The organism is Rhizobium sp. WYCCWR 11152 (assembly GCF_013087615.1).
Taxonomy (GTDB): domain Bacteria; phylum Pseudomonadota; class Alphaproteobacteria; order Rhizobiales; family Rhizobiaceae; genus Rhizobium; species Rhizobium indicum.
On sequence record NZ_JABFCP010000008.1, the window covers coordinates 598,781 to 611,163 of the forward strand.

Consider the following 12,383-nt stretch of genomic DNA (forward strand, 5'->3'; position numbering starts at 1 on the left):
TGCCACGCAAGGATCGCGACGACAATGGCCGTTATTCAGCCGGCATCGGGCTCAAGCCGCCCTCGTCCAGCGGAGGACGTGCCTGCCGTTCGCGTTTCTGCGAAACCCGCGACAGAACGCTCTGCCGGTTCACGGATTTGCGCTCCTCGTCGATGCGGCGGATCAGGATCTCCGCGCGCTCTACCGAGCCGAGAAGCGCCAGGATCGTGCCGCGTTCGGCCGCGCCGGCATTCGGGCCAAGTGCCAGTGTCTGTTCCCGCAGTTCGGTGACATTGGGAAGGCTGACATGGCCGGCCGGCATGGACGGACGAACCACGCCATAGTCGGGCATGATATCCTGCAAAGAGGCATCGAGCTTGCTCAGTGCCAGATTGACGATCGCCAAAGCGGGTTCGCTGAATTTTTCACGCTTCACCCGCCGCGCGACCTGATGCATCGATTCCGTCAATGCAGCGGTGAAATCCGCTTCCTCGATCAGGCTGGCGACCAGATCGAGTTGCTCGTAAGGCAGATCCTCTTTCATCAGCGATGCGGTATAATCGCGAATATCACGGCTGAGGATATCGGTGGCAAGATAATGTTCGCCCGGATCTGATGGAGCCGACTTGGCGGATCGGGCAATATCCAGGAACATCGCACCGGCCTGCAGATGACGCGCGGTCTCCTGCTGGACGGCCGGAACGGCCCGCGCGAAGTCGCTTGTGAGCCTGCGGTCGAGGAATTTCGGCGTCGAATAATCTTCCACATCCTCGGCGTCGATACGGCCGATGCGCGACAAGACACGTTCGAAGACGCTGACGAAGGGAAACAGCAGCGCCGTGTTGAAGACGTTGAAGAAGGTCGAATAGAGACCGACAGCGACCGGAACCAGCGGAAATGTCTCCTTGCCCTCGACCACGACCGGAACGCCGGGATCGCCGCCGAACCACTGCATCGCCCATGCCAGAACGTCGATCGAGACGAAGAACAAGGGCACAGTGATGCAGACGCCGATAATATTGAAGGACATATGGGCATAGGCAGCGCGTTTGGCGTTCTTCGACAGATTGAGCGAGGCAATCCAGGAGGTGATCGTGGTTCCGAGATCCGCACCCAGCGAGAAGGCAACCGCCGTCGTCCAGTCAAGGACACCGGCCGCGCCGAGCCCCATGACGATACCGATCGTCGCCGACGAGGAGTGGATCATCGCGGTGACGCCGGCGGCAATCAGCACGCATTTGATCAGGTTGTAATAGGAGTCGGCGGTCAGCGTCGACAGAACGTCCATGACCTCCGGTATGTTGCGCAGCGGCCGAAGGCCGCCGGTCATCAAATTGAGACCGTAGAAAATCAGCGCGAAGCCCATGCAGGCAAGTGCGACGTTGCGGATTCGCTCGCTCTTGGCAAAGCAGTAGACCAGCGAAAAAACGCCCGCAAAGATCAGGCCAAGAGGACCAAGCGGCAAGGCGATCAGGCCGTTTCCGAGCGTCGTCCCGATGTTGGCACCCATGATGACGCTGATTGCCGGACGCAATCCGACAACGCCGGCATTGACGAGGCCGACGACCATGACCGTCATTGCCGTCGATGACTGGATGACACCGGTGATGAGCGTTCCCGCGATGACGCCCTTGATCGGCGTGCCTGCGGCTCTCGCGAGAAATGCGCGCATCTTGTTGACGGAGAGTGCCTGGATGCCGTTCGACATGAACTCCAGACCGAGCATGAATATCCCCAGCCCGCCAATAACAGGCACAAGAATATCCTTGAAAATGTCGATGTTCATTACGCCTTACCCCCTTGGCGCCAAAATGGCGCGCTTTCAACGACGCCCCCGCGTCTCACATGTCCGATTTCATACGGTCGGGGATGTCCCGACCGCGTATGCGCGCGAAGGAATTACTGGCTCGCGGATGCATCCTGCTTCAGCCAGTATTTGACGATCTGACTGACGAGCTGCGGCGGCAAAGGCACATAACCCAGCGCTTCGGCCTCCTTACTGCCTGTCTCGAACGCCAGACGGAAAAAATCATGCACGCGGCGATAGCGATTGGGCGCCTGTCCCGTCATTGGAACGACAGCATATGTCGCCCCGCTGATCGGATAGGCCGCCTCTCCCGGTTGATCCGTGAGCGACACCGAAAAATCTTTCGCTTCATCCCATGAGGCGGTGCTGGCCGCAGCCCGCACGCCATCCGGTCCCGGTTTTACGAACTGGCCGGATTTGTTCTGAACAGCGGCATAGGGCAGGTTTGCACGCTCGACCTGGCCAAAATCGGCATAGGCGATCGCCCCCTTCGTTGCCTGCACCGCGCGAATGAGATCCCCGGTTCCCTCGACACTGGTCCCCACCGGCCAGGCGATCAACGTATCCGCTCCATGTGTCGCCTTCCATTCCGGGCTTGCCGAGGACAGGAATTCGGTGAACATGAAGGTGGTGCCTGATCCGTCCTTGCGGGTAACCGGGCTGATTTTCTGATCGGGAAGGCTGATCTCCGGGTTGATCGCCTTGATGGCAGGATCGGCCCATGACTGGATCTTGCCAAGATAGATATTCGCAAGCAGCGGGCCAGTCAGGTTGATACGGCCCTTGTCGATACCGTCAAGGTTGACGGCAATCGCCACGCTGCCGAGCACGATCGGAAACTGCTGGCGGCCATGCTTTAAAAGCTCGTCGTGGGAGACAGGCACATCGGTCGCAGCGAAATCCAGCTCCGGCTGATCAAGGCGCATCAGACCTGCGAGCGAACCAACGAGCTCGTAGTCTACCGTCCAGTCGGGTGAGCTGAAGTCGCCGTCATCCATCCGCGCCTTCTCGTAGATTTCCGCCCACTTCGCGATGATGGGTGCCGCGAAAGTGGAGCCGGCGCCGCGAATGGGCTCGGCCCTGGCTGCAGGAGCGATGAAGAGTGATGCCACAACTGCCGCAAGTCCGGCAAAGCCGGCGGCGGCGGTCGTCACTCTGTGGACTTGCCGAAAAAAACGTTCCATCGGCGCTTCCCCTCGCAACCGTTGACTGCGCACTTCGATCAGAATTCAAACCAGATCGGCTCAGGACCCGCTGTACGAACCCGTGGTCCAGCCGACAGGAATTCCTGCCACCACTAAGTATTTCCATTCATTAACATTTTAATGACAGTTTAGTTTTGCGGGTTTCTGATTCTCGCCGCAGGACATTCTTTGGTTGATCGATGTCGCTCTAAAAATTCCAAATAAAACCGTCACTCAACTGACACATCGGCAGCATTTACAATGGTAAAACAACGCAGCGCGCGCCACGGCCAGACCGACGGTGCGGATTGCTTCTGCGTTCGAGGTGAAAGAGGATGCGGCGGCGCTAAAGCGGCAATACCTCGGCTGCGAGTTCCTCCGCCGTCAGCCCTTTGCCGGCGCGTTGGCCGGCCTCTCCGTGCAGCCAGACGCCGGCAGCCGCGGCCTCGAAGGCTGGCAGGCCTTGGGCGAGCAAGCCGCCGATGATGCCGGCAAGCACGTCGCCGGAACCGGCGGTGGCAAGCCAGACGGGAGCGTTGGTATTGATGAGCGCACGCCCATCAGGCGCGGCGATGACGGTATCGGCGCCCTTGTAGATAATCGCGGCATTGGCGCGGCGGGCGGCGGCCACAGCCTTGTCCACCTTGCCGAGCCCATCGTCGCCGCCGATATCGGGAAAGAGCCGCGCGAATTCGCCCTCGTGCGGTGTCAGCACCAGACGCGGCTCCCCCCGGAAAAGATCAAACAGCTGTTGCGGATCGTCCTTGAACGAGGAGATGCCGTCGGCATCGAGCACCAGATGGCGATCGGCAAGGGCCGAGACGAAGCTGCGCGCTTTGGCGCTAATGCCGAAACCGGGGCCGAGGACGAAGGTCTGCAGCCGCTTGTCGGATAGCCAGTCGCCGAGGTCGGCCTCGTCGTCGATGGCATGCAGCATGACGGCGGTCAGATGCGCGGCATTGGCGGCCATCGCCGCGCGGGGGGCGGCGATCGTCACTAGGCCGGCGCCGGCCTTAAGGCCCGAGATCGCCGACATGCGCGCCGCACCCGTCTTGTCGGCCTCACCTGAGAAGACGACCAGATGACCGCGCTTGTATTTGTGGGTTTCCAGTTGCTCGGCCGGCAGCGCACCCTTCCAGGCATCCGGCGTGTTCTCGGCGATGACGCCGCTTGCCTCAGCCCTGACGATGCGGGCGGGGATACCGATGTCGAAGACCTCCAATTCACCGCAAAGCTCCCTGCCCGGCATCAGCAGATGGCCGGGCTTGCGGGTCATGAAGGTGATGGTGTTGCAGGCCCGGAAGGCGGCACCCAGCACCTTGCCGGTGCGACCATCAAGACCGGAGGGCAGATCGATGGCAAGCACGGGGATACCGGCCTCGGTGACGCGCTCGATCAGCGCGTGCACATCGGCCGACACCGCGCGGCCAAGCCCCGCCCCGAACAAGCCATCGATGACGACGTCGCCGGGTTCCGGCCGATAGAAATCAAGTTCCTGTCCCTTGAGCGCGCAGCCCATGCTGGCACGGGCGGCATCACCCTTCAGCGCCGCGGGATCGCCGAGGTGGAAGAGCGCCACCCTCGCCCCGCTCTGCTGCAGATGACGTGCTGCGACATAGGCATCGCCGCCATTGTTGCCGGGTCCGCAGGCGAGGACGAAGCGGAACGCTCCGGGATGAAGGCGCAGCGCAGCGGCCGCGACCGCGGCACCTGCCCTCTCCATCAGACCGAAGGAGTCGATGCCGGATGCGGCCGCAGCCGCGTCGACGGCGGCCATTTCGGCAGGCGTGAGAAGAAGGTTGGACAGATGTTTGTTCATCATCCTATTCAATCAAAAAACGCCTAAAAAACAACCGCCGGAAACACCAAAGAGAAGGATGAAATTTAGGCATTTGCCTATATTTTAATCATCCCGAGATGTGTATTCGCACTTGCGAAAATACATGAGTTTTTCGGTTTCGGATGGGATTTTGATCGGAGACAATGTTTTTCCAGCTGTTCCGCCACCAAAACCACATATAATTCCCCGCAAACGCGCCGGTTTTGACAGAATCGGCGCCTTTTTTCGATAAGATGGATTTCAAACTGGCACGATATCTGCATCATATCCGGCGAGCGGGAAAATTCCTGCCATAACAAGAGAAGCGGAGAGACATTTTCTCATGAAAAAGATCGAAGCGATCATTAAGCCTTTCAAGCTGGACGAAGTGAAGGAAGCCCTTCAGGAAGTTGGCCTGCAGGGTATCACGGTCACGGAAGCCAAGGGTTTCGGCCGTCAGAAGGGCCACACGGAACTCTACCGCGGAGCTGAATACGTCGTCGATTTCCTGCCGAAGGTCAAAGTCGAGGTCGTACTGGCCGACGAGAACGCGGAGGCCGTTATCGATGCGATCCGCAAGGCGGCGCAGACCGGCCGCATCGGCGATGGAAAGATCTTCGTCTCCAACGTCGAAGAGGTTATCCGCATCCGCACCGGCGAGACCGGCATCGATGCCATCTGACCACTTTGCCAATCGCGCAAAGTCCGTTACCGTCACCGCCGACCTACACCGTCATCGCAAATCGGAGGAAACTCATTAATGGCGACCGCAAGCGAAATTCTGAAGCAGATCAAGGAGAACGACGTAAAGTTCGTCGATCTGCGTTTCACCGACCCGAAGGGCAAGCTGCAGCATGTGACGATGGACGTTGTCTGCGTCGACGAAGACATGTTCGCTGACGGCGTGATGTTCGACGGCTCCTCGATCGGCGGCTGGAAGGCCATCAACGAGTCCGACATGGTGCTGATGCCCGATACCGAAACGGTGCATATGGACCCGTTTTTCGCCCAGTCGACCATGGTCATCGTCTGCGACATCCTCGATCCAGTCTCCGGCGAGGCCTATAACCGCGATCCGCGCGGCACCGCCAAGAAGGCCGAAGCCTACCTCAAGGCATCCGGCATCGGCGATACAGTCTTCGTCGGCCCTGAAGCCGAATTCTTCGTCTTCGACGACGTCAAGTACAAGGCCGATCCCTACAATACCGGCTTCAAGCTCGATTCGACCGAATTGCCGTCGAACGACGATACCGATTACGAGACCGGCAACCTCGGCCATCGCCCGCGCGTCAAGGGCGGCTATTTCCCGGTTCCCCCCGTCGACAGCGCCCAGGACATGCGTTCGGAAATGCTGACGGTGCTCTCCGAAATGGGCGTCGTCGTGGAAAAGCATCACCATGAAGTCGCTGCCGCCCAGCACGAACTCGGCATCAAGTTCGATACGCTGGTGCGCAACGCCGACAAGATGCAGATCTACAAATACGTCGTGCACCAGGTGGCCAACGCCTACGGCAAGACGGCGACCTTCATGCCGAAGCCGATCTTCGGCGACAATGGCTCGGGCATGCATGTGCACCAATCGATCTGGAAGGGTGGCAAGCCGACCTTTGCCGGCGACGAATATGCCGGCCTTTCCGAGAGCTGCCTGTTCTACATCGGCGGCATCATCAAGCATGCCAAGGCGATCAACGCCTTCACCAATCCGTCGACGAACTCCTACAAACGTCTCGTCCCGGGTTACGAAGCCCCTGTGCTGCTTGCCTATTCGGCCCGCAACCGCTCGGCTTCCTGCCGCATTCCGTTCGGCTCCAACCCGAAGGCCAAGCGCGTCGAAGTCCGCTTCCCGGATCCGACCGCCAATCCCTATCTCGCCTTTGCTGCCATGCTGATGGCCGGTCTCGATGGCATCAAGAACAAGATCCATCCCGGCAAGGCCATGGACAAGGATCTCTACGACCTGCCGCCGAAGGAACTGAAGAAGATCCCGACCGTCTGCGGCAGCTTGCGCGAAGCGCTCGAAAGCCTCGACAAGGACCGCAAGTTCCTGACAGCCGGCGGCGTCTTCGACGACGATCAGATCGATGCCTTCATCGAGCTGAAGATGGCTGAGGTGATGCGTTTCGAAATGACGCCACATCCGGTCGAATACGACATGTACTATTCGGCCTGATCGGGCTCAGAACACAGAAAGTCCCGGCCCGCCGGGGCTTTCGCCTCCCAGGTCATGAACGGCAAATGGCGAGGATATGACGTTCATGTGACGAACGGCGTGCAAAATCTTGATTTGCGCGGCACCAATCACCAAATTTGGTGATGAAAGGAAGTCGTACCATGAAAGAAAGAGTAGCAAAGTTCAGTATCGGCGAAGTGGTTCGGCACAAGGTTTTTCCGTTTCGCGGCGTCATCTTCGACGTTGATCCGGAGTTCGCGAATACGGAGGAATGGTGGAATTCCATTCCCGCCGAGGTGCGCCCGAGCAGGGACCAGCCCTTCTATCACCTGCTCGCCGAGAATGACGAAAGCGAATATGTCGCCTACGTTTCCGAGCAGAACCTGATGAACGACGAAAGCGGCACGCCGCTTCGCAACCCACAGATCTACCAGATTTTCGATCAGGCCCCGTCAGGACAGTTCAAACCCAAGATGAGCTTCGCCCACTAAGTCACTCGTGCCGATCGTTGAATCAAGGCCTCGCTTCTCCCGGCGAGGCCTTTTCTTTGTGCAACAAAAAACCCGGCGCGAAGCCGGGTTTTGTTTCAAAGAAGGTAGCAGGATTACTGCGCCTTGGCTGCCTTCTGGGCATCTTCCAGCTTCTTGCGGGCTTCCTCGGCCTTCTTCTGCATGCTGTCCTGCAGGCTGCGCTGGCTTTCAGCGAGCTTGGATTCGGAAACCGGTTCGCCGTCATAAGCACCGGTGAAGCCTTCAAGCGAAATCTTGATCGGGTTCGGGGCGCGGCGGAAGTTGATCGACGTGAAGATCACGTCGCTGCCCTTCTTGAGGCTTGCGATCATCGCGTCGGTCAGCGGAATTTCGGCGGTGCACTTGTCCGGCAGGCAGACGGCGTAGTCGAGCTTCTGGCCCTTGCCGCCATCGATCTGCATGATGACGCCGGGAGGAACGAGGCGTGCCGTGGGAACCGAGACCTGCAGGAGCTTGCGGTTGATCTTGCCGGAAACCGAGATCAGGCCGACGGCCGTGACGAGCTGACCGCCATTGGCGAGGATCAGGTTCTGGACAACACAGATGTCGTTGTCTTCCTGCTTGCTGCAGGTCTTGTACCAGCCGAGCTTCGGCGCTCCTGCGGCCTGTGCCGGGGCATCGGCCGGAGCCTGTGCCGCCGCATCCTGTGCGAAGGCGGAGACCGGAGCCGAAGCGCCGAACACCACTGCCAGAACGGACAGCGCTGCCCGCATTTTCTTTTCAGACTTGAACATCATAACGAATTCCGTCTCCTGATATCCGTTCGGGGCAGCGTCTTGCCGCCCCAACCATCGGGTCGTTCGGCACTCCACCTCTTAAAAAAATAAGGCAAATGCATGACCCCGAAACTTCGGGTTCACCTGTTACATCGCAGCGTTCAAGATATCCAGCATTTCTTTGGCAATTTGAGGTGCATTTCGTCGCGATGCCAAAGAAATCGCCGTTCCGTGTTGGAATCGGTCGACCCCATGATAATCTTGGGCGTGAATCATGCCCCGTTTTCACGGATCAAGGATTGCCGAATGCTCCGGATTGTCGTCCCCCTCGTCCTCTCGCTGCTGTGCGGCACTGTCGCTGCCGAGCCGCTGCACGGCATCGCGATGCATGGCGAGCCGGCTTTGCCGCCAGACTACAAACACTTCCCTTACGTCAATCCCGACGTGAAAAAGGGCGGCAAGATCACCTACGGCGTCGTCGGCACCTTCGACAACCTCAACCCGTTCATCCTGAAGAGCATGCGCACGACGGCGCGCGGCATGTGGGATCCGGATTATGGCAATCTCGTCTACGAATCGCTGATGCAGCGCTCCAGGGACGAGCCCTTCACACTCTACGGCCTGCTCGCCGAAACGGTGGAATGGGACGACGACAGGAGCTTCGTCCAGTTCAACCTCAATCCGAAGGCGAAATGGGCCGATGGCCAGCCGGTAACGCCCGAGGACGTGATGTTCACCTTCGAGCTGATGCGCGACAAGGGCCGCGTGCCCTTCGCCAACCGCCTCAACGTCGTCGCCAAGATGGAGAAGGTCGGCGATCGCAGCGTGCGCTTCACCTTCAACGACAAGGCCGACCGCGAGACGCCGCTGATCTTTGGCCTGTTCCCGGTGCTGCCGAAACATGCGATCGATCCGGCAACCTTCGACCGTTCGTCGCTGACGCCGCCGGTCGGTTCCGGTCCCTACAAGGTGAAGACGGTGAAGCCCGGCGAGAGCATCACCTATGAGCGCGATCCGAATTACTGGGGCAAGGACATTCCCGCCAAGGTCGGCACCGACAATTACGACCAGATCACCGTCCAGTATTTCCTGCAGGACACGACGCTGTTCGAGGCCTTCAAGAAGGGCGATGTCGACATCTATCCCGACGGCAATCCCGGTCATTGGGCCAATGCCTATAATTTCCCCGCCGTCACCTCGGGGGCCGTGGTCAAGGACGTGTTCACGCCGAAACTGCCGAGCGGCATGCTCGGCTTCGTGTTCAACACGCGCCGGCCGATCTTTGCCGATCCCAAGGTGCGCGAAGGCCTGTCACTGGTGTTCGACTTCGAATGGGCGAACAAGAACCTTTATTCCGGCGCCTATAAACGCACGCAGAGCTTCTGGCAGAATTCCGAGCTGTCGAGTTTCGGCGTTCCCGCCAATGCGGCCGAGCTTGCCGTGCTCGGGCCGATCAAGGGCAAAATTGCGCCGGAGATTCTCGACGGCACCTACAAGCTGCCGGTCACCGACGGTTCCGGCCGCGACCGCAATGTGCTGAAACAGGCCGTCGAGCAACTGAAACAGGGCGGCTATACCATCCAGGGCGGCAAGATGCTCGATGCCTCCGGCCGCCAGCTCGCCTTCGAGATCATGACGCAGAATGCCGACCAGGAGAAGCTCGCGGTCGCCTTTCAGCGTTCGCTGCAGACGATCGGCATCGCCGCTTCGATTCGCACCGTCGACGATTCGCAGTATCAGAGCCGGACGAACAGCTTCGACTACGATATGATCATGAAGTCCTACACGTCCTCGCTATCGCCTGGAAACGAACAGCTCGGCCGCTGGTCTTCGGCCGCCAAGACCCGCGAAGGCAGCGACAGTTTCGCGGGCGCTGCCGACCCCGATCTCGATGCCTTGATCGATCACCTGCTCCGGGCGCGCTCGGCCGAGGATTTCACCGCGGCGGTGCGCTCCTACGACCGGCTGCTGCTGTCCAGCCATTACGTGCTGCCGCTCTATCATATGGGTCAGCAATGGGTGGCTCGCAGCAAGCGCATCGGCCATCCTGACGCGGTGCCGCTCTATGGCTATCAGCTGCCGCTATGGTGGGATACGAGCGCCCAATAACAAGCAGCCGAACCGCCCCGGCTTTGAATGTCTCTCTTGGGAGACGCACAGAATAAGGAAGATCATCATGGAGCGTATCACCATCGACGTTGTCTCGGATGTCGTCTGCCCCTGGTGCTATCTCGGCAAGGCGCGGCTGGAGCTCGCCATCGCCGAGGTGCAGGACGAAATCGGCGTCGACATCAACTGGCGGCCGTACCGGCTCAATCCCGACTACCCCAAGGAAGGCGTCGACCAGAAGAAGGCGCTGGCGGAGAAGCTCGGCGGCGAGGAGCGCGTGGCGCAGGCGCACAAGATGCTCACCGATTATGGCCGCGAGGTCGGCATCGCCTTCGATTTCGAGGCGATCAAGATCGGTCCGAACACGCTCGATGCGCATCGATTGATCCACTGGGCGATGATCGAAGGCCGCGAGAAGCAGGACAAGGTCGTTGCCGCGTTGTTCAAGGCGAATTTCGAGGAAGGCCGCAATGTCGGCGACCATGCGGTGTTGCTCGATATCGCCGAAAAGTCCGGCCTCGACCGCTCGGTCATCGCCTCGCTGCTTGCCTCCGATGCCGACCGCGATCTGATCGTCGCCGAGATCAAAGCAGCCCAGGAGATGGGCGTCAACGGCGTGCCGTTCTTCATCTTCGACCAGCAATACGCCGTCAGCGGCGCACAGACGCCTGACGTGCTGGCAAACGCACTGCGCGACATCGCCAAGGCGAAGGCCGAGGCGCGATCGGGGCTGAACTGAGGCTACCTATACGAATCGAGATCGTACAGCCGCGGTAAAGCTGTCCGAGAGAGCCAGCTATACCGTTTATATTTTCAAGCACGACTTGGAAAGAAGCATGAGTGGCGCCAGAGCGAAACCTCACGGAATTTATATACTTGATTCAAATGGAAATTATGGCTGGGAGTTCGCAAACCGGGACAGGCTGCTGCCAGATAGCGGCTACCTCGGCCTGAATTACAGCCGAACTCCATGGCCGGATAGCATGCTCGATTTGCCGCGCGGCCCGTGGCAAATACCCGACTATGCTGAAACGCCAAAGCTGATCTTTGATCCAAAGCGGAAGGTGCAAGATATTTATGCTGTGGAGTATTTCCTTTTCATCTCCGACAAAATGAAGAGCTTGCTTGAGGAGTTCGCTCCAAAGTCATGTGAATACCTGCTTTGCGAGACCGAGTTTTCGAACGGAAAAACCGGTCCGAGAATCTGGCAGTGCAGCGTTGTTGATTCATACCGCAAGGCAGTGGATGTCGAGAATTCCCCTTTAATTCGCGTCACTAGATGGGGCGGCTATATGATATCGGGCGGAGCTGTCTGGTGTTTTCTGCCGAGTGTCCTCAACAGCGCGCACGTGTTTCGTTTGGTTGAATATGCTGGCCCATTTTTTTGCGACCAACCATTCAAGAATATATGCAAAGACAGAGGTATTAAAGGTGCTGCTTTCCAACAAGTTGGCTTTTACCAAAAATAGCGGAGACGCTTCGGTGAAGAGCATAATCTGAGTCGCTGTAAAACGAAGTTGGAAGGTTTCCTACCTGACAACGGCCCCGCTCAGCCCAGAACCGGAACGCAGCGCACATCAGTCTTCACCGAATTGGCAATGAAGCATTCGTCGTGAGCGCGATGATGCAGGGCTTCGAGCTCGCTTAACGACGGCTGTTTCTCACCGTTGAAGACGACATGCGGATGGAGCGTCACGACGGTAATGGCAAGACGGCCCTCGGCATTCTTCTCCATCACACCTTCGGCGGCATCAGTATAGCGGTCGACGCTAAAGCCCTGTTTGGCGGCGATCGACAGGAACCAGAGCATGTGGCAACTGGAGAGCGAGGCGACGAAAGCTTCCTCCGGATCGACGGCATCTTCGGCCGAATAGGGCAGCGGAACGACATGCGAGGAGGAAGATGCCCTCACCTCGATGCCGCCGTCGAAGCTCCAGCGGTGGACGCGGCTATAGCGGTTGTCGGTGAAGGTCTCGCCGTTGCGCTGCCAGGCGATCGTTGCGCCGTATGTCGCCATCTCCATCTCCCTTTTCCACGCAATTCCGGACGCAAAACTGCGGCACAGTTTT

At 59.1% G+C, this 12,383-nt stretch carries 11 protein-coding genes; 6 read left to right on the forward strand and 5 right to left on the reverse strand.

Annotation, left to right across the window (positions count from 1 at the left end; translation table 11 throughout):
* Nucleotides 1–31: 31 nt before the first annotated feature.
* The 3 genes from G9X67_RS12745 to G9X67_RS12755 all read right to left on the reverse strand — a co-directional run bounded on the left by G9X67_RS12745 (nt 32) and on the right by G9X67_RS12755 (nt 4,789).
* The gene (locus tag G9X67_RS12745; RefSeq protein ID WP_029875192.1) at nt 32–1,765 is read right to left on the reverse strand and encodes a Na/Pi symporter; all 1,734 of its coding nucleotides are present in this window, start codon (nt 1,763–1,765) and stop codon (nt 32–34) included.
* Nucleotides 1,766–1,878: 113 nt separating this feature from the next.
* Nucleotides 1,879–2,970, reverse strand: a complete 1,092-nt coding sequence (pstS, locus tag G9X67_RS12750; protein ID WP_138329489.1) for a phosphate ABC transporter substrate-binding protein PstS — start codon at nt 2,968–2,970, stop codon at nt 1,879–1,881.
* A gap of 346 nt (nt 2,971–3,316) precedes the next feature.
* Nucleotides 3,317–4,789 carry an NAD(P)H-hydrate dehydratase gene (locus tag G9X67_RS12755; protein ID WP_171598788.1) on the reverse strand — a complete coding sequence of 491 codons (1,473 nt, stop codon included), beginning with the start codon at nt 4,787–4,789 and terminating at the stop codon, nt 3,317–3,319.
* A gap of 343 nt (nt 4,790–5,132) precedes the next feature.
* Between G9X67_RS12755 and G9X67_RS12760 the strand changes: the two genes are divergently transcribed.
* The 3 genes from G9X67_RS12760 to hspQ all read left to right on the forward strand — a co-directional run bounded on the left by G9X67_RS12760 (nt 5,133) and on the right by hspQ (nt 7,450).
* Nucleotides 5,133–5,471 carry a P-II family nitrogen regulator gene (locus tag G9X67_RS12760; RefSeq protein ID WP_003539626.1) on the forward strand — a complete coding sequence of 113 codons (339 nt, stop codon included), beginning with the start codon at nt 5,133–5,135 and terminating at the stop codon, nt 5,469–5,471.
* 78 nt (nt 5,472–5,549) lie between these two features.
* Nucleotides 5,550–6,959, forward strand: coding sequence for a type I glutamate--ammonia ligase (gene glnA, locus G9X67_RS12765; protein ID WP_011651961.1), 1,410 nt, complete (start codon nt 5,550–5,552; stop codon nt 6,957–6,959).
* Between the two features lie 161 nt (nt 6,960–7,120).
* Complete coding sequence (gene hspQ, locus G9X67_RS12770; protein ID WP_003539613.1) at nt 7,121–7,450, forward strand: heat shock protein HspQ; 330 nt, start codon at nt 7,121–7,123, stop codon at nt 7,448–7,450.
* 113 nt (nt 7,451–7,563) lie between these two features.
* On the opposite strand, the gene G9X67_RS12775 is transcribed toward hspQ, so the two are convergent.
* Complete coding sequence (locus G9X67_RS12775) at nt 7,564–8,226, reverse strand: invasion associated locus B family protein (RefSeq protein WP_029875196.1); 663 nt, start codon at nt 8,224–8,226, stop codon at nt 7,564–7,566.
* 285 nt (nt 8,227–8,511) lie between these two features.
* Here G9X67_RS12775 and G9X67_RS12780 point away from each other — a divergent pair, with 285 nt between their 5' ends.
* From G9X67_RS12780 to G9X67_RS12790, 3 genes are all read left to right on the forward strand, one after another.
* On the forward strand, nt 8,512–10,314 hold the full coding sequence (locus tag G9X67_RS12780) for an extracellular solute-binding protein (protein WP_171598789.1): 1,803 nt from the start codon (nt 8,512–8,514) through the stop codon (nt 10,312–10,314).
* Nucleotides 10,315–10,381: 67 nt separating this feature from the next.
* Nucleotides 10,382–11,053 (forward strand): DsbA family oxidoreductase, encoded by a 672-nt coding sequence (locus G9X67_RS12785; RefSeq protein ID WP_171598790.1) that lies wholly within the window; start codon nt 10,382–10,384, stop codon nt 11,051–11,053.
* 97 nt (nt 11,054–11,150) lie between these two features.
* Nucleotides 11,151–11,783, forward strand: coding sequence for a DUF1629 domain-containing protein (locus G9X67_RS12790; RefSeq protein WP_171598791.1), 633 nt, complete (start codon nt 11,151–11,153; stop codon nt 11,781–11,783).
* A gap of 80 nt (nt 11,784–11,863) precedes the next feature.
* Here G9X67_RS12790 and G9X67_RS12795 read toward each other — a convergent pair whose 3' ends face one another.
* Entirely contained in the window at nt 11,864–12,331 is a 468-nt protein-coding gene (locus G9X67_RS12795) for an OsmC family protein (protein WP_171598792.1), read from the reverse strand.
* Between the last annotated feature and the right edge of the window lie 52 nt (nt 12,332–12,383).

Excerpts from the sequence above, each read along its gene's own strand:
- G9X67_RS12785 (WP_171598790.1), top strand. The coding sequence starts at position 10,382 with ATGGAGCGTATCACCATCGACGTTGTCTCGGATGTCGTCTGCCCCTGG.
- pstS (WP_138329489.1), bottom strand. The coding sequence starts at position 2,970 with ATGGAACGTTTTTTTCGGCAAGTCCACAGAGTGACGACCGCCGCCGCC.
- G9X67_RS12775 (WP_029875196.1), bottom strand. The coding sequence starts at position 8,226 with ATGATGTTCAAGTCTGAAAAGAAAATGCGGGCAGCGCTGTCCGTTCTG.
- G9X67_RS12780 (WP_171598789.1), top strand. The coding sequence starts at position 8,512 with ATGCTCCGGATTGTCGTCCCCCTCGTCCTCTCGCTGCTGTGCGGCACT.
- G9X67_RS12790 (WP_171598791.1), top strand. The coding sequence starts at position 11,151 with ATGAGTGGCGCCAGAGCGAAACCTCACGGAATTTATATACTTGATTCA.
- G9X67_RS12745 (WP_029875192.1), bottom strand. The coding sequence starts at position 1,765 with ATGAACATCGACATTTTCAAGGATATTCTTGTGCCTGTTATTGGCGGG.
- G9X67_RS12760 (WP_003539626.1), top strand. The coding sequence starts at position 5,133 with ATGAAAAAGATCGAAGCGATCATTAAGCCTTTCAAGCTGGACGAAGTG.
- G9X67_RS12755 (WP_171598788.1), bottom strand. The coding sequence starts at position 4,789 with ATGAACAAACATCTGTCCAACCTTCTTCTCACGCCTGCCGAAATGGCC.
- glnA (WP_011651961.1), top strand. The coding sequence starts at position 5,550 with ATGGCGACCGCAAGCGAAATTCTGAAGCAGATCAAGGAGAACGACGTA.
- G9X67_RS12795 (WP_171598792.1), bottom strand. The coding sequence starts at position 12,331 with ATGGCGACATACGGCGCAACGATCGCCTGGCAGCGCAACGGCGAGACC.
- hspQ (WP_003539613.1), top strand. The coding sequence starts at position 7,121 with ATGAAAGAAAGAGTAGCAAAGTTCAGTATCGGCGAAGTGGTTCGGCAC.